The organism is Longibaculum muris (assembly GCF_004343035.1).
GTDB classification, from domain to species: Bacteria; Bacillota_I; Bacilli_A; order Erysipelotrichales; family Coprobacillaceae; genus Longibaculum; species Longibaculum muris.
Genome location: NZ_SMCQ01000012.1, coordinates 60,823 through 83,204, shown reverse-complemented (window position 1 = coordinate 83,204; position 22,382 = coordinate 60,823). Strand labels below are relative to the sequence as shown.

28 protein-coding genes are annotated in these 22,382 nt (G+C 29.3%); 23 read left to right on the top strand and 5 right to left on the bottom strand.

All coding sequences use genetic code 11. The features are described 5' to 3' along the window. The 8 genes from EDD60_RS09295 to EDD60_RS09260 all read left to right on the top strand — a co-directional run. On the top strand, positions 1-270 hold a 270-nt coding region (locus EDD60_RS09295), incomplete at its 5' end, for a DUF4351 domain-containing protein (protein WP_207905310.1). Between the two features lie 181 nt (positions 271-451). Next, on the top strand, positions 452-721 hold the full coding sequence (locus EDD60_RS09290) for a DUF4351 domain-containing protein (protein WP_165973141.1): 270 nt from the start codon (positions 452-454) through the stop codon (positions 719-721). Positions 722-829: 108 nt separating this feature from the next. Next, positions 830-1,312, top strand: coding sequence for a superoxide dismutase family protein (locus tag EDD60_RS09285; protein WP_066451113.1), 483 nt, complete (start codon positions 830-832; stop codon positions 1,310-1,312). 121 nt (positions 1,313-1,433) lie between these two features. After that, complete coding sequence (locus EDD60_RS09280) at positions 1,434-1,940, top strand: DeoR/GlpR family DNA-binding transcription regulator (protein WP_066451107.1); 507 nt, start codon at positions 1,434-1,436, stop codon at positions 1,938-1,940. Between the two features lie 75 nt (positions 1,941-2,015). Beyond that, complete coding sequence (locus EDD60_RS09275; protein ID WP_066451099.1) at positions 2,016-2,507, top strand: PTS sugar transporter subunit IIA; 492 nt, start codon at positions 2,016-2,018, stop codon at positions 2,505-2,507. A 62-nt stretch (positions 2,508-2,569) separates the two neighbouring features. Next, complete coding sequence (locus EDD60_RS09270) at positions 2,570-3,007, top strand: hypothetical protein (RefSeq protein ID WP_066451093.1); 438 nt, start codon at positions 2,570-2,572, stop codon at positions 3,005-3,007. Positions 3,008-3,119: 112 nt separating this feature from the next. Continuing rightward, positions 3,120-3,644, top strand: coding sequence for a ribonuclease M5 (rnmV, locus tag EDD60_RS09265; protein ID WP_066451090.1), 525 nt, complete (start codon positions 3,120-3,122; stop codon positions 3,642-3,644). After that, complete coding sequence (locus EDD60_RS09260) at positions 3,644-4,189, top strand: RNA 2'-phosphotransferase (protein ID WP_066451087.1); 546 nt, start codon at positions 3,644-3,646, stop codon at positions 4,187-4,189. The genes rnmV and EDD60_RS09260 overlap by 1 nt, the downstream gene beginning before the upstream one ends. On the opposite strand, the gene EDD60_RS09255 is transcribed toward EDD60_RS09260, so the two are convergent. Together EDD60_RS09255 and EDD60_RS09250 are read right to left on the bottom strand one after the other, a co-directional pair. Next, complete coding sequence (locus EDD60_RS09255; RefSeq protein ID WP_066451085.1) at positions 4,186-4,761, bottom strand: hypothetical protein; 576 nt, start codon at positions 4,759-4,761, stop codon at positions 4,186-4,188. The two genes, EDD60_RS09260 and EDD60_RS09255, sit on opposite strands and share 4 nt — an antisense overlap. A gap of 150 nt (positions 4,762-4,911) precedes the next feature. Next, a complete protein-coding gene (locus EDD60_RS09250) occupies positions 4,912-5,415 on the bottom strand; it encodes a transcription repressor NadR (RefSeq protein WP_066451083.1) in 504 nt (167 codons plus the stop codon). 156 nt (positions 5,416-5,571) lie between these two features. On the opposite strand from EDD60_RS09250, the gene EDD60_RS09245 reads away from it, so the two are divergent. The 11 genes from EDD60_RS09245 to EDD60_RS09195 all read left to right on the top strand — a co-directional run bounded on the left by EDD60_RS09245 (position 5,572) and on the right by EDD60_RS09195 (position 15,861). Next, entirely contained in the window at positions 5,572-6,855 is a 1,284-nt protein-coding gene (locus tag EDD60_RS09245) for a hypothetical protein (protein WP_066451080.1), read from the top strand. Then, entirely contained in the window at positions 6,852-7,631 is a 780-nt protein-coding gene (locus EDD60_RS09240; RefSeq protein ID WP_066451078.1) for an ABC transporter ATP-binding protein, read from the top strand. The genes EDD60_RS09245 and EDD60_RS09240 overlap by 4 nt, the downstream gene beginning before the upstream one ends. Before the next feature lie 2 nt (positions 7,632-7,633). Further along, positions 7,634-8,218, top strand: a complete 585-nt coding sequence (locus EDD60_RS09235) for a hypothetical protein (RefSeq protein ID WP_066451075.1) — start codon at positions 7,634-7,636, stop codon at positions 8,216-8,218. Next, entirely contained in the window at positions 8,211-8,858 is a 648-nt protein-coding gene (locus tag EDD60_RS09230) for a LytR/AlgR family response regulator transcription factor (protein ID WP_066451072.1), read from the top strand. Before EDD60_RS09235 ends, EDD60_RS09230 begins: the two co-directional genes overlap by 8 nt. A gap of 61 nt (positions 8,859-8,919) precedes the next feature. Beyond that, positions 8,920-9,735 carry a 16S rRNA (adenine(1518)-N(6)/adenine(1519)-N(6))-dimethyltransferase RsmA gene (rsmA, locus tag EDD60_RS09225; RefSeq protein ID WP_066451070.1) on the top strand — a complete coding sequence of 272 codons (816 nt, stop codon included), beginning with the start codon at positions 8,920-8,922 and terminating at the stop codon, positions 9,733-9,735. A 27-nt stretch (positions 9,736-9,762) separates the two neighbouring features. Then, the gene (locus EDD60_RS09220) at positions 9,763-10,509 is read left to right on the top strand and encodes a sporulation peptidase YabG (protein ID WP_066451067.1); all 747 of its coding nucleotides are present in this window, start codon (positions 9,763-9,765) and stop codon (positions 10,507-10,509) included. A gap of 5 nt (positions 10,510-10,514) precedes the next feature. Then, the gene (gene ispE, locus EDD60_RS09215; protein WP_066451065.1) at positions 10,515-11,375 is read left to right on the top strand and encodes a 4-(cytidine 5'-diphospho)-2-C-methyl-D-erythritol kinase; all 861 of its coding nucleotides are present in this window, start codon (positions 10,515-10,517) and stop codon (positions 11,373-11,375) included. 80 nt (positions 11,376-11,455) lie between these two features. After that, complete coding sequence (gene glmU, locus EDD60_RS09210; RefSeq protein ID WP_066451060.1) at positions 11,456-12,853, top strand: bifunctional UDP-N-acetylglucosamine diphosphorylase/glucosamine-1-phosphate N-acetyltransferase GlmU; 1,398 nt, start codon at positions 11,456-11,458, stop codon at positions 12,851-12,853. A 19-nt stretch (positions 12,854-12,872) separates the two neighbouring features. Then, a complete protein-coding gene (locus EDD60_RS09205) occupies positions 12,873-13,829 on the top strand; it encodes a ribose-phosphate diphosphokinase (RefSeq protein WP_066451057.1) in 957 nt (318 codons plus the stop codon). Positions 13,830-14,149: 320 nt separating this feature from the next. Beyond that, complete coding sequence (locus tag EDD60_RS09200; RefSeq protein ID WP_066451055.1) at positions 14,150-14,908, top strand: TatD family hydrolase; 759 nt, start codon at positions 14,150-14,152, stop codon at positions 14,906-14,908. A gap of 14 nt (positions 14,909-14,922) precedes the next feature. Further along, entirely contained in the window at positions 14,923-15,861 is a 939-nt protein-coding gene (locus tag EDD60_RS09195) for a G5 domain-containing protein (protein WP_066451052.1), read from the top strand. 16 nt (positions 15,862-15,877) lie between these two features. Here EDD60_RS09195 and EDD60_RS09190 read toward each other — a convergent pair whose 3' ends face one another. From EDD60_RS09190 to EDD60_RS09180, 3 genes are all read right to left on the bottom strand, one after another. Beyond that, complete coding sequence (locus EDD60_RS09190) at positions 15,878-17,320, bottom strand: PstS family phosphate ABC transporter substrate-binding protein (RefSeq protein WP_066451050.1); 1,443 nt, start codon at positions 17,318-17,320, stop codon at positions 15,878-15,880. Positions 17,321-17,382: 62 nt separating this feature from the next. Continuing rightward, positions 17,383-17,895 carry a GNAT family N-acetyltransferase gene (locus tag EDD60_RS09185; protein WP_066451048.1) on the bottom strand — a complete coding sequence of 171 codons (513 nt, stop codon included), beginning with the start codon at positions 17,893-17,895 and terminating at the stop codon, positions 17,383-17,385. 8 nt (positions 17,896-17,903) lie between these two features. Beyond that, positions 17,904-18,284 (bottom strand): CoA-binding protein, encoded by a 381-nt coding sequence (locus EDD60_RS09180; RefSeq protein WP_066451045.1) that lies wholly within the window; start codon positions 18,282-18,284, stop codon positions 17,904-17,906. A 97-nt stretch (positions 18,285-18,381) separates the two neighbouring features. On the opposite strand from EDD60_RS09180, the gene mnmG reads away from it, so the two are divergent. The 4 genes from mnmG (at position 18,382) to EDD60_RS09160 (ending at position 22,315) form a co-directional block, all read left to right on the top strand. Beyond that, positions 18,382-20,235: a tRNA uridine-5-carboxymethylaminomethyl(34) synthesis enzyme MnmG gene (gene mnmG, locus EDD60_RS09175; protein ID WP_066451043.1), complete on the top strand. Its 1,854-nt coding sequence runs from the start codon at positions 18,382-18,384 to the stop codon at positions 20,233-20,235. Positions 20,236-20,244: 9 nt separating this feature from the next. After that, positions 20,245-20,949, top strand: coding sequence for a 16S rRNA (guanine(527)-N(7))-methyltransferase RsmG (gene rsmG, locus EDD60_RS09170; protein ID WP_066451042.1), 705 nt, complete (start codon positions 20,245-20,247; stop codon positions 20,947-20,949). 111 nt (positions 20,950-21,060) lie between these two features. Next, the gene (locus tag EDD60_RS09165; RefSeq protein WP_066451040.1) at positions 21,061-21,696 is read left to right on the top strand and encodes a hypothetical protein; all 636 of its coding nucleotides are present in this window, start codon (positions 21,061-21,063) and stop codon (positions 21,694-21,696) included. After that, positions 21,686-22,315, top strand: coding sequence for a LytR/AlgR family response regulator transcription factor (locus EDD60_RS09160; protein ID WP_066451037.1), 630 nt, complete (start codon positions 21,686-21,688; stop codon positions 22,313-22,315). Before EDD60_RS09165 ends, EDD60_RS09160 begins: the two co-directional genes overlap by 11 nt. Positions 22,316-22,382: the final 67 nt, after the last annotated feature.

Genomic DNA, 22,382 nt, shown 5'->3' with positions numbered 1-22,382 from the left:
ATAAGGATAGAGAAAGAAGAAAGGGAGGAAGTAGACATGTGTCAGGTACTAGAGGAATTTAAATTAGAAAGTGAAATGAGAGGACTTGAAAGAGGACTCAAACAAGGGAAGATACAAACCATTGTAAATCAACTAAAAAGCAAATTTGGATTTGTATCAAAGGAACTGATCATGAAGATAGAAGAAAGTTCAGATGATAAGATAGATGCTTTAACAATCAAGATTATTGATGCAAGAAGTGAAGAAGAACTGATGAAAGTATTGTCATAAATAACTATAGGTTAAGAATAAAGCAAAAATAGTTCTAGCTAATTATTTTTGCTTTATCATTTTCTTATATTTATAAGTAAATATGAACTTATATAAAAAAGTAGCAATCATTGTAGCAGTCATGACAAACAGTGAAGAACTAGTCATAAGGATAGAGAAAGAAGAAAGGGAGGAAGTAGATATGTGTCAGGTACTAGAGGAATTTAAATTAGAAAGTGAAATGAGAGGACTTGAAAGAGGCTGCAATCTTGGATTGAAACAAGGATTGGATCAAGGGATTAAACAAGGGAAGATACAAACCATTGTAAATCAACTAAAAAGTAAATTTGGATTTGTATCAAAGGAACTGATTATGAAGATAGAAGAAAGTTCAGATGATAAGATAGATGCTTTAACAATCAAGATTATTGATGCAAGAAGTGAAGAAGAACTGATGAAAGTATTGTCATAAATAATTATAGGTTAAGAATAAAGCAAAAATAGTTACTAGTTAATTATTTTTTGCTTTATTATTTTTTCATATTTATTGATACATAACATATATTGTAATGGTGATACAATGGAAATAAAACCTACTTCAATGACAACAAATATTTTGATGACTGTAATTAATGAAAAACCAGAAGCTTTTGCCTATGTTCAAGGTAATAAGATATCTGGTACTGTTTGTTTTTATCCTTATTTGTCAGGAATGGTTATGATTTATGAAATAAAAGATTTACCAAAAAATGATAGTGGATTTTATGGATTTCATATTCATGAAGGAAATACGTGTATAAATGATACAAAAATTCCTTTTGAAAAAACAAAAGATCATTATAATCCAACAAATAAGAAACATCCTGCACATTTAGGAGATTTACCAGCTTTATTTGCTTCTAAAGGTAGAGCATGGGGAATGATTTATTTAGATAAGGTAAAACCAAAAGATATTATTAATAGAACAATAGTTGTTCATCAAAATGCAGATGATTTTCATACCCAACCTTCAGGAAACTCTGGAGAAAAGATTGCTTGTGGAGAAATTCAGAGTTTTCAGTAAAAAAGTAAATAAATATTTATTTAGAGAGTTGCTATAAAGTGATTTATAGTGACTCGTTTTTTTAGTTTGTTTATAACAAATTTGATTTTATATGATGAAGAATGAAATAATATGAAAAATAGTGAAAAAAGAAAAAACTACAGATATAGCTGCTAATCTTATTAAAGATGGAGATACAATCTATTTAGATTCAGGTTCAACATGTTCAATATTGTTTAAAAAGATTTTAGGTAAAAAAATTACTATCTATACTTCTAATACTGATATATTTTCTGTTAGTGGTGAAATTCTTGCTGAAGTTATTATTCTTGGTGGTAAATTTAATCCAATGAACTCATCTTTAAGTGGTTCTCTTACTGAAAATTTACTGAAAAACTTGTATTTTAATAAATCATTTTTAGGAGCTAATGGCATTGATGAGAAATTAGGAGTTACAACTCCTACAATTGAAGAAGCTAATAAAAAACGTTTAGTTGAAGAACATTCTGATCAGGTTTATCTTGTATGTGATAGTTCAAAATTTCATAACTTATCTAATGTTAAAGCGTTTGATTTAAAAGATGTTGCCATTGTATCAGATAAAACTGATGATAAAATTAGTGAAAAAGTTTCATTGATTGTTAAGTAATAATGATAATTAAAAAGTGAGTTTTACTCACTTTTTTGAAATATGTATAAATGATAATGATTGAGAGGATAAGAAATGGGATTATTTAATAGGAATAAAAAACAATTAGAAACACAACCTTATAGTATTGGTGCACCAGTTAAAGGAGAAGTTATTGATATAAAAGAAACAAAAGATATGGTATTTAATACTGAATCATTAGGAAAAGGAGTTGGAATTATTCCAAAAAGTAATAAAATAATTGCACCTATTGGTGGAGTTATTACAACTTTTTTTCCAACAAAACATGCTGTAGGTATTACAACTGATGAAGGTGTAGAAGTTCTTATTCATATAGGAATAGATACAGTGGAATTAAATGGTAAGTTTTTTACTGATAAGAAAAAACAAGGAGATCGAATTAATAGAGGTGAAGAATTGTTAAATGTTGAGTTTGAGGAAATAATGAAATCTGGATATGACACAACTGTTTTGATGGTTATTGTTAATACAGCAAACTACAAAGAAGTAAAAACAATCTTGGGAAATAAGGAACAAGGAGAAATTGTTATTGAAATTGAAGCATAAATGAATTTAAAATGTATATTCTTTGAGGTAATGTGCATGCTAAATATATGGAGGTAATGAAAATGAAAAAAATATTAGCATGTATGTTATGTCTAGCTTTATTCACAGGATGTGGTAATGATGATGCAAAGAATAACAAAACAAATAGCTCATCTGATAACAATGTCACTGAAAACAATACGAATAAACAAGCAACAAATGATCAAACTGATGATTGGTATTCACGTTTTGAGAATGGATTAAAAGGAAGAAACATTGCTTATTCTTCTAAGAATGCTTTAGATGCTTCATCTGTAGGTGGAGCTGAAGGATATCGTTATACAACTGATAATGGTAATATTGATGTTTATCGTTTTGATGATGGTGATGATTATGATCGTATTGTTAAAGAAAAGAAGATTGGTGAAGATGGACGTAAAGTTGAAGTCAATGATCATATGATTATTGTTTCAGATGGTTTATCAGAAGATGTATTAGATGTTTTTAGAGGTTTAAAATAAGATCTATGCCAAAAGCATAGATTTTTTTGTATAGGAGAGGTTATTTAGTGAATTTACATTGTATCTATTCATTTCAAGTGATTTTTACTATATAATAGCTTTGGTGATGAGAATGGAAAAAATAAAAGAAGTTATTGTTGTTGAAGGAAAAACAGATACAGCTATTATAAAAAAGCTATTTGATGCAGATACAATAGAAACACATGGATTAGCTATAAATGATGAAATACTTGATTTAATTGAACAAGCCAATCAATCTAGGGGAGTTATTGTTTTAACGGATCCAGATTATCCAGGAATGCAGATAAGAAATAAAATTATGGAAAGAGTTCCTAGTATTAAACATGCTTTTGTTGATAAAAAAGATGCAATAGGAGAGAAAAAATTAGGAATTGCTGAAGCAAGAGAAGAAGCAATTATCGAAGCTTTAGAGAATGTTGTGACTTTTTCTAAGGATATACAAACATTATCTTGGGAAGAATTTATTTCTTTAGATATTATTGGAAGTAAAGAAAGAAGATTAAAGATTTATGATTTGTTTCATTTAGGATATGGAAATGCTAAAACTTTATTTAAAAGATTAAATATGGCGCATATTAGTAAACAAGATATTTTAAAAAAACTAGGTGAAAAATAATGAATTATGTAAAATTAGGAAAAGAAATATCATATGCTTTACGACATCATCCTGAAAAATATCACTTAGATATGGATGATGAAGGATGGGTTGTAGTGAATCAATTGTTAGATGCTTTAAAAGATAAATATGGAATATTAGATGAGGAAGATATTATTGATTTAATGAATCATTCAGATAAACAAAGATATGAATTAAAGAATCATAGGATAAGAGCTTATTATGGTCATTCATTTAAGAAAAAAATAAAAAAGGAATCTCAGATTCCTCCACAAATTTTATATCATGGTACAGCCAAACGTTTTCTATCTTCAATCATGAAAGAAGGATTAAAACCAATGAATAGACAATATGTACATCTTTCTCAAGATAAAGAGACAGCATATCTTGTTGGTTCACGTCATGATCAAAATCCGGTTATTTTACAAATAGATGCATATAAAGCTTATCAAGATGGTATTGCTTTTTATTTAGGAAATGAAACAGTATGGCTAAGTGAAGCATTACCGTCTCAATATATAAAAATGCTTAATCATCTTGATTAAGCATTTTTAATAAGATAAACTTTTTTAACGTTTGCAATTTTAGCAATACTTGCATTTTGGCTTAAAGCTTTCCATACAACTAAAGTAATGACAAAATCAACAGCACTATGAACAAGAGTTCCTAATCCGACTAATCCAAATACCATATAACTAAATGTTTGTACATCCATTCCAGCTCCAAAATAGAAAGGAACAACGACAATCATTTCTCCAATAGCATGCAATAAAGCAATAGCTAAATTAAATCTAATAGCTTTAAGTGGAGTTTCAAATATATCAGGATTCTTCTTAATATACATTGCTCCAGCAAGAGCCCAAATGACATGACTTAAAGCACGCATAACAACAACGAATGGGAATCCAGCAATCATAAAACCTAAAGTTGTTCCTAAAGAAACAGCAATCGCAACAGCTGGTGAAATAAATAATGCAATCATTACAGCAACGTGAGATGCTAAAGTAAATGACATTGGTCCAATAATAATCTTAGGCATAAATAATGGAATAACAGTTCCTACTGCAATTAATAAAGCAGCAATTGATAATGTTTGTATTCTTTTATGTGTATTCATAATATCTCCTCTTTTATATGTATTTTACATGTGTCATGACACATGTTATGACCTATTATATACAGAAAACCCATTGTGTCAAGAGAAAAAAATCACAAATAAACATATTTTAAAAGACAATCATCTCTGATTTATCAGAAATCATTGTCTTTATTTTGTAAATAAATATCCCTTATCATCTAAAGCTTGCATAATTCTTTTAAAAACATCTTCATTTTGACATTGAATTGTATGTAAATGTAATCCATCAGTCAATTGGCTTAAAGGTTTTGCTTGTTCATTATTCACTTTCTTTAAAAACTGTTCAACATCATATCTAGAAGAAATATGTAACTTCCCAGTTAATTGACCATATATAGGATGTTCCACAATAACATCAATAATAGAACCACCTAAATCAACAATCGTATATAATTCATCTGCTAAAGTATCTTTTCCATGCTTCACAGCAATCGTATAAACACATTCACTATTTTGGTCATCTAATATATAACCTCTAGGAGTTGCAATAATATCATAGCCACTAGCCCTTAACAAGGCTACATCTCCAACAATAATCTGACGACTTACACCAAATTGAGCAGCAAGCTTACTTGCTGAAATAGGTTTATCACTTTTTTTAATTGTCTTTATAATCTTTTCTTTTCTATCCATATGCAATCCCTCTTTGCTTCATTATATATGATTTTTATTTTTTTTCAATGCAGAAGATGTTGTTGAAGTCAATATGATGGTGTTTATGGAAGGAGTATTTTCTTTTTAGATAGAACTCATATAATAAAAGTGTAAGAAAAAAGAAAGGAGAACATTATGAGTTTATTAAATTCTTTCATTAAGTTATCAGTTAAAGAAAAAAAGAGCTACATGAATTTTGCTGTTACGTATTTTATTATGATTGCTTTATCATTTGTTTTTTATGAATTAGCAGGGAATCAGTTATTGAAAAACAATTTATTTGCTGGAAAGGTTTTATTTACATCAGTAAGCTTATTTACATCTTTCAATGATATTATTTCATTTATAGTTGTTTTTCTAAGTGGTATTATGCTTATTCAAATATATATGGACTATCTTAAAAAAAGCTTTGATAAGTTAGCTGTGTATAAAATTTCAGGATGTAGTTCTTTGAGGTTGGCTTCTTTATATATGATTGGCTGCATTATTTTATGTATGCTTCTCACTCCATTCTCAATGATCTTAGGCTATGGAATGACAATTATTGTGCATATATTTCTGTTTCCTCTTTTAAACATTCATTCTTCAGTATTTGCTATTTCTGATAGAGTCATTTTATCAATCATAGCAACTGTGGTTATATTGATAATCATTATTATCATGTATATAACAGGCTTTTTCTATAGACATACTTTTTTAGAAATTTTACAGAATCTCAAAGAGAAAAAAAGTGAGAAAAAACGATTGATTATGATAACTCCAAAAATTTATATTATTCTATTGGTATTATCGTTTTTATCACTTATTAATTATTTAGGTCATGCATCACAATTGATAACAATAGCTCTTACTATTTGTATCTCGTTATATGGAATTGATCGATATTGGTATAGTGCATTTGTTGATAAGGTGTTTTCTAAAGATTCAGCTACAGAAGTATTAGCGAAGGGTCAGGCAAAGAAATTTATAGGTGATGCTTATTCGATTATATTATTGTTACAGATAGTTATTATAGCATTTACAGCACTTATTCTTTCTCGTAATGCAATGCAGTCTGATCTGTTCGTTACACTCTTGGCTTTTACAGTATGTATTATTGTTTTGTTGAGTACTTTTCAATATAAACTCAATCTGTTTACTTATAATAACAATACAGTTTATCAATATGCAAGATTATTAGGTTTTTCAAAAACAGATATACGAGAAACCTTATCAAAGATGTTTCAGACTATTTATGTATTTGTTTTATTTATCCCTCTCATCTTTCAAGTTATCTGTATGATTATGCAGATTGTGATATATGACTATCCATTATGGATCGTATCATATGTCGTAAGTGTTGAAATTATTATATATTTGATAATTTATCTGAAAATAAGAAACCAGTTAAATAAACAAAAAGGAGGAGAATCATTATGAGTGAAAAAATTATAGAAGTGAAACATATGACAAAAATATATAATCCTGAAACAAGGCATGCAACAACAGCCCTTCATGATATATCCCTAGTTGTCAAAAAAGGTGAATTTGTTTGTATTATGGGAACATCAGGTTCTGGAAAAACGACTTTACTTAATAATTTATCTACGATTGATACGCCAACGAAAGGTGAAGTCTATATCAATGGAAAGAACGTTAATCATATGAGTGAATCTGATCTATGCAAGTTTAGAACAAATGTTTTAGGTTTTATATTTCAAAACTATAATGTTATTGATACATTAACGATCTATGAAAACATACGCATACCATTACTCATAAAAAAAGAAACAGATTTTGATGAGAAGATAGATAGAATTTTAAAACAGCTGGATATAGAAGAAATCAAAAATAAGTATCCTTACGAATGTTCTGGAGGACAGGTCCAAAGAGTTGCGATAGCAAGAGCTTTAGTTTCTGAACCAAGTATTATAGTTGCTGATGAACCAACAGGAAATCTTGATAGTCATAATTCATTTGAATTATTAGAACTTTTGAAGAAATTAAACCAAGAAGGTATTTCAATTTTAATGGTGACTCATGACTCATTTGTTGCAAGTTATTCAAGTAAACTTTTATTTTTAAAAGATGGTGAAATTAGTGATATTATTGAAAGAGAAAATATGAGTCAGAATGAATATTATGATACAATAGAAAGTATGAATTTGCTAGAAATAAAGAAAATCTATTTTGACAAGAAAAATGAGGTGAATTAGTTATGGAAAAACATGTTGGTAAAGCCAAACTCAAATCAGCAGTTTTGTATTCAAGCATTGTGCTTATGTGGGCATATTTCTTGTTTGCTGCGGATTTATGGAAAGGAATGAGAGTTTTTTGTATTGTATTAGTTGTTATTGTGATTGGAATTGTGATACCAGGAATATCTTATTGTCAATTGATGTGGAGAGTTGATCATGAAAGATTATACTATACGTATCATCGGACTTTCTTAGATAAAGTTACAGCATTTTACTCATATGTTTTCAATCGAAAACATATCTATCAGATTGCTATTAATTTAAATCAGATTGATTATATTGATGTTTCTTATGCAAAAGTTCCACGTATGCCTTTTGGTGGATATGGTTATGATTTGTTGTTTATTGTGCATATGTATGATGGTTCAATTTATCAATTTGATGCTTTAATCACAAGAAATCGTCAGGAATTTAATGAAGCTGTAGATTTTCTTCAAGCTCAAGGCATTCAAATACATGATCCATTAAAAATCTTAGATTATCTTAAAACAGGAAGTTATTTATCATACTATTTAGAGAAATTAGAGGAACAATCACATGATTAGAATAACTATAATTTCTTCGCATGATGATATATATAAATTTATTGATAGTTTTATTCAAAAACATCATCTTCATGCTGAAATCTTAGATTTTAAAACAAATAAATATTATGATATCTATTTTATTGAAGTTCAAAATAAAGATGATTATCTTAAATATCAAAATATTAAACGGACTCATGAAACTCTTATTTATTTTATTGGACCACATGATTTTGATACAATCCAGACAAGTTTTCATTTTAATATTCAGTTTTATTTTAGAATAGAACATTTTAAACAAGAATTATTAGAATATGAAAATCAAATTATACAAAAGATTCAAGAACATTTTCATTATTATACTTATCAAAATGGACATATGATTGTAAAATTAAGATTATCAGAAATCTATTACATTGAATCATTAAGACATCAGATAATTATTCATTCTTTAAATGGTGAATTACATGAAAGAAAAAATTTAAAAGATATAATAAATGAACTTGATTCACCAGCGTTTATTCAAGTCCATAAATCATTTATTATCAATAGAAATATGATTCAAAAATATAATTCCAAAGAAGTTTACTTAAAAGATCATACAGTTATACCACTAGGTAGAGCCTACAAGAATCAATTAAAAGAATATGAGACCTCATGATAATGATGAGGTTTCATTTTGTATTTGAAAGTTTTATGTTATAATAGTGACAGGTGATTTGATGAAAGATATAGCAAAGAAGTCTCATACAATGTACTTATTAGATAAATATCAATTACAAGCTTCAAAGAAATTTGGTCAAAACTTCTTGATTGATTTAAATACAATCAAGAAAATTGTAGAAACAACACATATTAATCAATCAACATGTGTGATTGAAATTGGTCCTGGAATTGGAGCGTTAAGTGAACAGCTAAGTTATCATGCTGGACATGTTGTTTGTTATGAAATAGATACACGTTTGAAAGATGTTTTAAATGAATCGTTAGGTGAGTTTGAAAATATTGAAATTATCTTTCAAGATTTTTTAACTGTGGATTTGAAAAAGGTTGTTGAAAAATATAAACAAGATTATCAAGATGTGTGTATTGTTGCGAATCTTCCTTATTATATTACTTCGGATATATTAGAACATATTATTTCTTCAGGAGCACAATTAACGAGTATTCATGCAATGGTCCAAAAAGAAGTGGCTCAAAAGCTTACTGATACAAATTATAAAAGTCCATTAATCTTAATGATCGAAAGTGTTGGTGATATCTCATTAGATATGTTGGTATCTAAAAATGTATTTTCACCAGCTCCACGAGTTGATAGTGCAATTATTTCAATTCGTATTCATAAACCATATGAACCATTATTAACCCCTATCTTAAAGACTTCTTTTACTCAAAAAAGAAAAACAATCTATAATAATCTTAAGGGATTATTTAATGAACAAACGAAAAATATATTAGAGGAATGTCATATTCTAGAAAATAAAAGACCAGAGGAATTAGCGATTGAGGATTATTTGAATCTCACAAAATATTTATAAAATCATATATTAATATGGTGAGAAAATATGAATATTGGAGATTATGTTGTCAGGAAGAAATATCATGGAGATATTCTTTTTGAAATTATAGATATTAAGGATGGAATTTATTATTTAAGAGGGGTTGAACTAAGACTGATTGCCGATAGTGAAAGTGATGATTTGCAGTTAAGTGATGTTCAGCCACATGAAGAAGAAAATTTTACGATTGTTAGACAACCAGTCATACGTGGAAAAGTATTGCATTTAGATGGTGATGAAAAGTATTTGAAATTATGTCAGCAAAAATATGATGAATTAAAAATTAGAGCTGATTGTTATTATATGCACGAAAGTCAAATGGCTGATTGTGTTGTTGAATTGTTAGAAAAACATAAACCCCAGATTTTGGTTGTTACGGGGCATGATGCATTAAGAAAAGATTTAGATAAGACGGATATGAATAATTATCAGCATTCATTTGATTATGCTCAAACAATCAAAAATGCTAGAGCGTATCAAGAAGATAAAGATGCATTAATTATTATCGCGGGAGCTTGTCAATCATATTATGAATTGTTGTTGGCAAGTGGAGCCAATTTTGCGTCCAGTCCCAAACGTATCAATATCCATGCTTTAGATCCTGTTTATGTGGCGAGTTTAGTCGCGAATGAAAGTGTTAGGAATTATTGTGATATCGAAGATATTATCAATCATACGACACATAAACAAAGTGGGATTGGAGGCATAGATACAAAAGGTGTTGCAAGAAAAATATACCCAACGAGAGGATGAGTTGAATGAAAGTAAGAGCCTATGCAAAAGTCAATTTAGCATTAGATGTCGTTAGAAAAAGAGCAGATGGATACCATGATTTAGAAATGGTTATGGCACCTATTACACTTCATGATTTGATTTATATTCATAGAATTGATCAAGGAATTGAAATTACATCAAATAGTTATCGTATGCCTACTGATGAAAAAAATATTATGTATCAAGTTGCCCAAATTTTAATTGAACGTTATCACATTAATGCTGGAGTCAAGATTCATATTTATAAACATATTCCAACTCAAGCTGGCTTGGCTGGAGGTAGTGCAGATGGGGCGGCAGTTTTAAGAGCGATGAATCAAATGTTTGGTTTGAATTTATCTTTAGAAACATTAGCAGAAATTGGTAAAGAAGTTGGGGCAGATATTCCTTTTTGTATCTATGAACAGATGGCTGTTGTAAGAGGAATTGGTGAAAAGTTAGAATTTATTGATAATGAATTTCGTTGTCATGTTTTAATTGTTAAACCTAAAAAAGGTGTACCAACTAAGAAATCATTTGGTATGTTAGATTTAGCTCATGCTATTCATCCAGATATTATGAAAATGAAGCAAAGTATTGAAGATAATGATTATCAAGGAGTTGTTGATAGTTTAGGAAATACCTTAGAAGCACCTTCTTTAGAGATTGTTCCAGAAATTGCTCAAATAAAAAAAGAAATGATAGAATTAGGTTTTGATGGGACATTGATGTCTGGTAGTGGTTCAAGTGTTTTTGGCTTGACAATGAACTCAGATATTCTAGAAAAAGGCTATGAATTTTTTCAAAACAAATATAATTTTGTCAGAAAGACTGAATTATTGCATAAAGAGAAAGAAAAATATTGAAAATAAGGTAAGTATTTCTTCTTTCCTCTTTTTTTTTTATCTATTTTTTGTTAGAATAGGGGCGTTAAGGAGAGTGTAAAATGAAAAAGTATGCTGTCGTATTAGCGGCTGGTAAGGGAACTCGCATGAAGTCTGAGAAACCAAAGGTCGTTCATGAAGTTTTATACAAGCCAATGATTAATCATGTTGTTGATGAATTAAAAGCTTTAGGTGTGGATGAAACGATAGTTGTTGTTGGTCATGGAGCAGAGCAAGTTGAAGCTATTGTTGAAGGTGTTACTTTTGTTCATCAAAAAGAACAATTGGGAACTGGTCATGCAGTTTTACAAGCAAAAGATATTCTTGGCGATAAAGAAGGATTGACTTTAGTATTAAATGGTGATGCACCATTAATTCGTAAAGAAACTTTACAAGGATTTATTGATTATCATCAAGAACATCAAAATCAAGCAACTATTATGAGTGCTGATTGTGATACATCAACTCATTATGGTCGTGTTATTAAAGAAGATGGACAAGTAAAAGGTATTGTAGAATTTAAAGATTTGTTAGATTGTCAAAGGGATATTACAGAAATGAATACAGGAGAATATTGTTTTGATAATCAAGCTTTATTTAATGCGTTATCAAAGGTGACAAATCAAAATGCTCAAAATGAGTATTATGTGACTGATGTCATTGGAATTATGGATGGACAAGGATTAAGAGTGGATGCTTATAAGATTGATGATTTCAATGAAGTTGGTGGAATTAATGATCGTTTAGCATTAGCAGAGGCAACACAAATCTTAAGAGATCGTATTAATAGAGAACATTTATTAAATGGTGTAAATATTGTTGATCCTAGCAATACTTATATTGGTAGAGATGTAGTGATTGGTGTTGATACAACAATCGAACCAGGGTGTATTATTAAAGGAAAAACAGTAATTGGTAACAATTGTCATATTGGACCATATTGTGAATTTACCAATATGGAAATTAAAGACAATGTTGAAATTAAATTTTCAGTGTTAAGTGATTCAATCATTGAAAATGGTGCTGATATTGGACCTTATGCAAGACTAAGAACAAATTGTCATATTGGAGAAAATGCCCACTTAGGAAACTTCGTAGAAATGAAAAAGGCTATTTTTGGTAAAGGTAGTAAGGCTTCACACTTAACATATGTTGGTGATGCTGAAGTTGGTGAAGATGTTAACTTTGGATGTGGAACAATTACATCTAACTATGATGGTAAGAATAAATCTTTAACAAAGATTGAAGATCATGTCTTTATTGGATGTAATACAAACTTAGTTGCACCAGTAACAGTTAGAAAGAATGCTTATATTGCAGCTGGTTCTACAATTACTAAAGAAGTAGAAGAAGATGCAATGGCAATTGCAAGAGCAAGACAAGTGAATAAACAAGGTTATAGTAAAGTCTTAGAAGAAATCAGAATGAAAGAATACGAAAAAAGAAAGAATAAAAAATAAGGAGAAAAAGAGGTAAAACATGAAAAACAATATAACTATTTTTGCTTTGTCATCTAATCAAGACTTAGCAAATTCAATTGCTGATATTTTAGGTACGAAAGTTGGTAAATGTGATGTTCATCATTTCGCTGATGGTGAAATTTTAGTAGAAATTGGTGAATCAGTGAGAGGAAAAGATGTATTTATTGTTCAATCTACATCTAATCCAGTTACAGAAAACTTAATGGAAGTCTTAGTATTAGCTGATGCTTTAAAAAGAGCTTCTGCTAAAGAAATTACAGCTGTTATTCCATATTTTGGATATGCAAGACAAGATAGAAAAGCAAAACCTAGACAACCTATTACATCTCGTTTAGTTGCTGATTTATTAACAGTAGCTGGGGTAAATAGAGTTGTAACTGTAGACTTACATGCTCGTCAAATCCAAGGATTCTTTGATATTCCTGTTGATGAAATGGAAGCTTTACCTCTTATTTGTAAATATTTCAAAAATAAAAATATTGATGATTTATGTATTGTTTCACCAGATCATGGGGGAGCAACACGTGCTAGAAAAATGTCTGAAGCATTGGATTGTCCAATTGCAATTATTGATAAAAGAAGACCTAAACCAAACGTTGCTGAAGTTATGGGAATTATTGGTGATGTTGCAGGTAAAAATTGTATTTTAGTTGATGATATGATTGATACAGCTGGTACAATTGTTGCTGGAGCTAGTGTCTTAAAAGAAAAAGGTGCAAAAGATGTTTATATTGCATGTACTCATGGTGTTTTATCAGGACCAGCAATTGATAGATTGAAAGCTTGTGTAGCTAAAGAAATTGTTGTTACTGATACAATTAATATTCCTGAATCTAAGAAGTTTGATAGATTAGTAGAAATCAGTGTTGCTGAATTATTAGCACATACAATTGAAAGTATTGAAAATAATTTACCAGTCAGTGATGTGTTTACACAATTTGATTTTAAAGGTTAATTTATAGAATGGAGTTGAGCTTATCAACTCCTTTTTTCTTTTTATAGTAGGCATTTTTGATTATAAAACTGTGAAATAGACATACTATATACAGAATGTCTGTGATTTTAATGATTGTCTACAATCTTAGATGAATTCTTTATTTTGATAGAAAATGTGAAAAAGATATGATAATAATTTGTTAAATTGACAAATAAGTATGGGTCTTATATTAACAAAATGATGAAAAATGTCGATTACAACAACTTAATTTCTATTTTATTAATTTAGAAATTTGACAAAGGTAAAAAAATTTGATATTATGCCCTAGGGTGAGAGAGATGTACTTCAATACACATACACATTTAAATAGCGATGAATTATATTTTAATAGAGCACAATTTATTGCACATGCATTAGAAAATGAAGTTGAATATATTGTGGTTGCTGGATATGATTTATCTTCTTCAAAACGAGCTGTAGGGATTGCTCATGAATACCCATTTATCTATGCAACAGTAGGAATTAGTCCTAATGATTGCAAAGATACAACCGATGAAGATTTAAATGAAATTGAAGTCTTACTTCAAGACCCGCGTGTTGTTGCCTTAGGCGAAATTGGGCTTGATTATTACTGGGATGAAGTTCCTCGTGATAAACAAAAAGATATCTTCTTAAAACAGATAGATATTGCAAAAAAACATGATAAACCTATTGTTATTCATGCAAGAGACGCCTATGAAGATACTTATAGTATCTTAAGTCATGCAGCACATCGTGGCATAATGCATTGTTATAGTGGATCAGTTGAAATGGCAAAGAGATATGTAGACATTGGGTTTGAAATATCGCTAGCTGGACCAGTGACATTTAAGAATGCAAGAGTACCTAAAGAGGTTGCTACGACAATTGGTATTGATCATTTAATGATCGAAACAGACTGTCCTTATTTAACACCTCACCCATTTCGAGGGAAGTTGAATGAGCCAGCAAATGTTGTGTATATTGCCCAGGAAATAGCAAAGCTAAAGAACATGGAGATAGAAGACGTTGCTAGAATCACAACATTTAATGCCAAAAGAATGTTTGGGATTAAATAAGGAGGATTATTATTATGTTAAAAAAAGCTAAGGAAATCGTTGTCTCGGCTAACAGCCGAACAAAGGGTATTTTAGCAGTGGCTTGTGTTTATGTTGTTGTTATGTTAGCAACAGTAACATCTGGAGCCGTTAATCAAATTAAGAATTTTATTCCAACTGTGGATATCAAATTAAAAGATGGTATTCAAGAAGAAAAGGACTATTTAGTAAAGCAGGACACAGTATCAAATGTTTTAAATGAATTAAATATTGAGTTAGACAAGAATGATACTTTAAATAAAGATAAAGAAGAAGTTGTCCAACAAAATGATCTTATTAAGATTACAAGAGTTGAAACAAAAACAAAAACTCAAATTGAAACATTAGAATACTCAACAGTTACAAAAGGCAGCGGAAGCTGGACAAAAACAATTGAACAAGAAGGTAAAAATGGTAAAGTTAAACGTACTTATTTATTAACTTATGCAAATGGTAAAGAAACAAATAAGAAGTTAATTAAAGAAGAAATTATAGAAAAACCAGTTGATAAAGTTATTAGATATGGTGGAGTCAGTGATGGAACAACATTTACTGGACGTTTAACAACTTATGGTGGAGATTGTCGTGGATGTGGTGGAACTTCATCTACCGGAATTAAGCTTTCACCAAAAACTGGAGTTAATAATTCTAACTCACCATATTTATATTATAAAGGTCGTAAATATTATTGTTTAGCGGCTGATAGATCAATTCCTTTTGGAACTGTTATTAAGATTTCTAATCATAATCTTAATACAGATGGAACTATCTATGGTATTGTAGTAGACCGTGGTGGTGCTATTAAAGGAAACAAAGTAGATATTTTTAAAGGTAGTGAAGGTTCTGGTAAATCATATTTTGGTGGTGGAACTTCATACAATACAAAATTTGAAGTTGTTTCTGTTGGAAGTGGAAACGCAAACTTTTGGAGATAGTAAAAACTATCTCCTTTTATTTTAGACTACAATAACCAGTTTTTTCGATAATATATTGACCTTGATTTGAAAGTAAGTAATTCTTTAATTTTTTGACATTCTCTTTTTGATTTGATTTTAAAGTTACACAATATAAATAAGTAGAAATTGGATAAGTCTTATCTTTTATATTCTCAGATGTAGGATAAACACCATCAACAGAAAGTATCTTGACATGATCTTCTTGATGTAATCCCTCTAAAAAATATTTAAATGTATACCCAATTGCTCCATCCTCATTATAGTATTGAGCAACTTCATTAATAATTCCACCCATACCTGATAACATTTCATAAGTCAATGGTTCTTTTAATGATGTATCACCCATAAAATAATTCATCATTGCCTGGCTACCAGAACGTTCAGGTCTTTGAAAAGCACTAATATCATGATTATGTCCACCAACTTCTTTCCAATTTGTAATACTACCATGATAAATATCTTTAATTTGTTGTGTTGAAAGATTATCAATTGGATTTTTTTGATTAACAAAGAACACAAATGCTTCTTTTCCAATCGGTGTATATTCAAGTTCTACACCTGAACTTTTCGCTTCTTCAAGTTGTGATGCTGAAGGTTTAGCTCCAAAGAACATATCAATTTCACCATTAAATAAACGAGAATAACCTATAGAAGTATTTGTAAATGTTACAATCTTACCATTGGTATATTGATAATCAATTTGATATTGTCTTTCAAGGGAATCAATATCCTTATATACCGCCTTAGCAATCGCACTATAGACAGGATAACAAGCTTCTGCTCCATCTAAAATAGGCATATCAGCTTCCTTTTCAATGATAAAAGAACTAGGTTCTTTTAAAGTGACAAGCTTACTGTTAGTGGCATAAGGGGTATAATCACTAAGATCAGTGCTAGAATAACCGTTCATATATTCAAAATCATGTCCACCTTTATATCTTTGACTTTGACTGTTTTGATAAAGAAAATTATTTCCTCCCATACCAATAACAGCTATTAAAATAATTAAGCATATCTTTTTAATGTAATGAACAGGTTTAAGATAAAAAGAGATAAATAAAATATTTGAAAAAAGAATAAGAACAATAGATAAAAAACATACCATATAATCTCCTATAAAAATAACTCCAAATAAATAAGGAGCAAAAGGAATTGCCGTTATATAGAAAAGAATCCATGCTGGAGAACTCAAATATCCACGAGAAAAAATAAGTGAAATGGTTAAAGCTATAAGCACAATCAATGATATAGTAGTATGAAACTTCAAGGTTTCTTCATTTAATTTATGATGATAATAACGTACATATTGATAAATAGCTAAGAAAAGTATGGAAAGAAAAGGAACAAGAGGAATAAGATATAATGTCATAGCAGGTAAGGATAGACAAAAGAATAACAGTAGATATTGAAAGAAATATAATTTTAAGTATGTTTTCATAACAAAACCTCCCTTTTCTTTAGTGTACCATAACAAAATAAAAACAGATGAAAATTCATCTGTTATTCAACAATATTTATTTCTCCAACAATATTCTTTAAAGAGTCATGATTGAGTTCACAAGCTAAAACATATTGATCAGGGATTTCTGAATTATTTTTAATGTTGAACTTGTTCGTTTGGAAATATTGAAATCTATGATAATAAAGAGGATCCCCTACAAGAAAAGCAGCTTGATAACCTAGTTGTCTAGCACATTGATGAGCATGAGTTATTAAAGCACGGCCGATTCCTTGATTCCGATATTCTTTTTTAACACATAGAGGTGCAACCAAAACACCTGTTAAAATACCATTTTGTGTTTGAATATTTTGTTTTGTCATCATAATATGTCCAATCAGTTCATTATTATCTTCAGCAACAAATTCTAACTGAGGAATAAATGTATCGCCTTCACGTAACTTTAAAACAAAATCTTGTTCTGTTCCATCACTGACTTGTGCTGTTAAAAAAGCTGTTTGGACAAGTTCATATATCTTTTGATAATCTGATTCTTGAGCTAATCTAATATGCATATAATCTCCTATTCACTTGTTTCAACTAAAACACATGCTAAAATCGGTGTTACACCAACATTTTTCATATATTCTAATAATTCGTCATCATAAGTTCCTGGCTGCATCCAAGCATAATGAATTCCTAGACCAACCATTTCATCAACATAATCATAAACATAGTTTTTATTGACAACAAATACAACCACATCAATCGGTTGTTCAACCGCTTCTAATGAAGGATATATTGGATGATCTTCAATTTCTTTATAAACTGGTGATATACCATAAACTTGTTTATTTTTCTCTAATAATCTTTTAAAAATCTTATAACCATATTTTTCTTTATTTTGACTCACACCAACCACAGCAAAATGATAATACATATTTAAAATATCTTTAGGATTCATAATCTCACCTCAACTTATTATAACATATATGAATTAAAATTGATAATATTATCAATTTGTGCTAATATGAATGCGGTATAAAGGAGTGTGATAAAATATGTATGATGTTATTGTTGTTGGAGGCGGACATGCCGGAATTGAAGCTTGCCTTGCACCAGCGAGAATTGGTAAAAAAACTTTATTGGTAACTTCACATTTTGAAAATGTTGGATCATTACCATGTAATACTTCTATTGGTGGACCAGCCAAAGGAATTATTGTAAGAGAAATTGATGCATTAGGTGGGCAAATGGGAAAAACAGCTGATGCGACTTATTTGCAAATGAAGATGTTAAATACTGCTAAAGGTCCAGGGGTTCAATCATTGCGTGCGCAGGCTGATAAAAAAGCTTATCCTCGTTATATGCAAAATATTTTAAAACAACAAGAAAATTTGGATATTGTTGAAGGTATGGTTGAGGATTTAATGATTGAGGATGATACGGTTAAGGGTGTTATCTTAGATAATGGCGAAGTTTATGGAGGAAAGACAGTTATTTTAACAACTGGAACTTATTTAAAAGCAGAAATCTTAGTTGGGGATCAAAAGACACCTAGTGGACCAGATCAAGAAAGACAATCATTATTTCTTTCAGATAAATTAAGAGAACTAGGTTTTAGGATTCAAAGATTAAAAACAGGAACACCACCACGTGTTGAAATCAATAGTGTTGATTATACAAAGACTCAATTACAACCGGGAACCGATGAACCTCTAGCATTTAGCTATGAAACAACAAAATTCATACCCATTGAAGAACAAACTCCTTGTTATTTAACATATACAAATGAAACAACTCATCAAATTATTAGAGATAATTTATCAAAATGTAGTATGTATTCAGGTATTGTCAAAGGAATTGGACCAAGATATTGTCCATCTATCGAAGATAAGATTGTTAAATTTTCTGATAAACCACAACATCAAATCTTCTTAGAACCAGAATCAAAAGAAATGAATACTATCTATGTTCAAGGATTTTCAACTTCAATGCCACATGATATCCAAGAAAAAATGATTCGTACAATTCCTGGATTAGAAGATTGTGTTATTTTAAAATATGCTTATGCAATTGAATATGATGCAATTGATCCATTACAATTATGGCCATCATTAGAAACAAAGGTAATTAAGAATTTGTTTACAGCCGGTCAAATCAATGGCACAAGTGGTTATGAAGAAGCTGCTGCACAGGGATTGATTGCTGGAATTAATGCAACTAAGAAATTAGATAATGAGGATCCATTAGTTTTAAAACGTAATGAAGCTTATATTGGTGTTATGATTGATGATTTGGTAACTAAAGGAACCAAAGAACCTTATCGTATGTTGACATCACGTGCAGAATATCGTTTATTATTGCGTCATGATAATGCTGATGAGCGTTTAAGAACATATGGACATGATGCACATCTTGTCAGTGATGAAGTTTATCAAGCTTATTTGGATAAAATGGATCATATTCATGATGAGATTGAACGTTTAGAAAGTATTCGTTTTACCCCAAAGAGTGAGGTTAATGATGTTTTAGAAGCATTAGGTTCTTCTCGCTTAAGTGAAGGAATTAGTGCAAAAGCTTTATTACAAAGACCAGAAATGGATTATCAAAAATTAAAACCATTTATTGGTGAAACAACTTTAACTCCAGAAGAAGAAAAACGTGTTACAATTTTAATTAAATATAAAGGATATATTGATAAGGCACAAAGACAAGTAGAAAAAGTTAAGAAAATGGAAGAAAAACAAATTCCAAGTGATATTAATTATGATGATGTCTTAAACTTATCATTAGAAGCAAAACAAAAATTATCTCAAATTAAACCTATAACAATAGCTCAAGCATCGCGTATTTCAGGAATTAATCCAGCGGATATTTCGGTCTTACTTATTTACTTAAAACAACATTATTAAGAGGTATATATGAATCAAGAACAATTCTTAAAAGCCTTAGCAGATAAAGGTATACAATTATCAAATAAACAATTAAAACAATTTGAATTATATTATGAAACATTAATTGAATGGAATGAAAAAATGAATCTCACAGCAATTACCAATAAAGAAGATGTTTATTTAAAACATTTCTATGATTCATTAACAATTTCCTTTGATTATATCTTAAATAACCAATCTCTATGTGATATCGGAGCTGGTGCTGGTTTTCCTTCTATCCCATTAAAGATTGTTTATCCGGATTTAAAAATAACAATCGTTGATTCACTTACAAAACGTATTACATTTTTAAATCATTTAATAAAAGTTTTAGAACTTAACAATGTCAAGGCAATTAGTGCACGAGCTGAAGAATACGCTATTGACCATCGTGAATCATTTGATATTGTTACTGCAAGAGCAGTCGCAAGATTAAATATTTTAGATGAATTATGTTTACCATTGGTTAAATTAGATGGTGATTTCATTACATTGAAAGGTTTAAAAGCTAAAGAAGAATTAAGTGAAGCTAAAAATGGAATTGAAAAATTAGGTGGAAAGGTTATGAAGGAAGTTGATTTTACATTGACTGATGAGAATGATCATCGTTCTAATATCTTTATTCATAAAGTTAAAAATACACCTAAGACTTATCCAAGACCATTTGGAAAAATCAAAAAGAAACCATTATAGACGAGAAAACTCGTCTATTTTTGTTGTTGAGGATATGAAAAGGTGACTTAGGACAAAGGGGTTTTTATTTGTTGAAGATAAGCTATAATGTCATTGTAAGGGGTGAATAAAATGAAAAAAGAAGTCATGATAGGACGGTTGGTTAGTAGAAAAAGGATTATGATTGAAGCTATTTTGAGTATTCCAGGTATTTATTTTTTTGCAGTTATGATGATTAATCAGATTGTGTCTTTTCCGTTTTTAAAAGATAATGCATCAATTAGAAACGATGTTAGGATATTTATATTAAGTATGTTTACAATAATTATTATAATTGCATCTGCTACTTATGGAGATAGGCAATTTATTGTTGTTGATGAGCATTATTTTAAATATTGTAGTTCACAAGGGTTACTAGCTAAATACCAGCAGGTGATAAGAAATATCTTACAGCGTGAACAAGTCTATGATATTCAGATTCCATTAGACAATATAAAAGAAATAACTTTATCCTATAGCAATGTTTACATGTTATGGAATCAGAAAGGACATTCTATAATCTTTAATATAACTTTAAAAGATGGTTCATTAGTGAGTATCCAACCAGATAATCTTTATTTTAAAAAGGAGAATTGTTTAGCGGGTATAGAGTTTATCATGAAACAAGGGGTTGTTGTTTGTGACCCTTATCATTTAATTGAAGCATTAAAAGATCAGACAATGAGATTTGCTGAATATGTTGAAATGGTGAATAAACATGAACATTAATATAATTATTGATATTCAAGATCAACAAATCAAAGAATGTATTGAATCTCATTTACAACAAGCTTTTATTCAATTTAAACAAACAACTTATCAACATATTCAAAAACCAATCATTATATTTAAAGAAATAAAAGAAGAAAAAGATTTCATTGATTTTAAAAACAAACAATGTCCTCAACATACATGCATATTTATTATTGATAAATCAGACTATGCTTTTCTTGCATTAGGACAATATCCATTGTCTTTTATAAGAAAACAACATTTGACAGAAGATTTACAACGTGTGATTGAATTAATTTTAGATGTTTATGCAAATATTGAACAAATATTAACATTTAAAATGGGATATTCTTATATTCAAATAAAAAGTAGTCAAATTATTTATATAGAATCTTATGGACATTATCTTATCATTCATACTAAGAGTGGAGAATATAAAGTTAGAGATCAACTTAATCATGTTATAAATCTCTTAAATAGAAATCAATTTATACAGATTCATAAGAGTTATATTGTCAATAAATTGATGATTAAAGAAACAAAATCTAATGAAATTGTATTATTACATGATTGTGTTCTACCAATTGGTAGAAAGTATAAGAAAGATGGGAAATAATCTCATCTTTTTATTGTTTATTATTGAAATAAGTCTTGATTTTTAAGGATAATGACTTATAATAAAG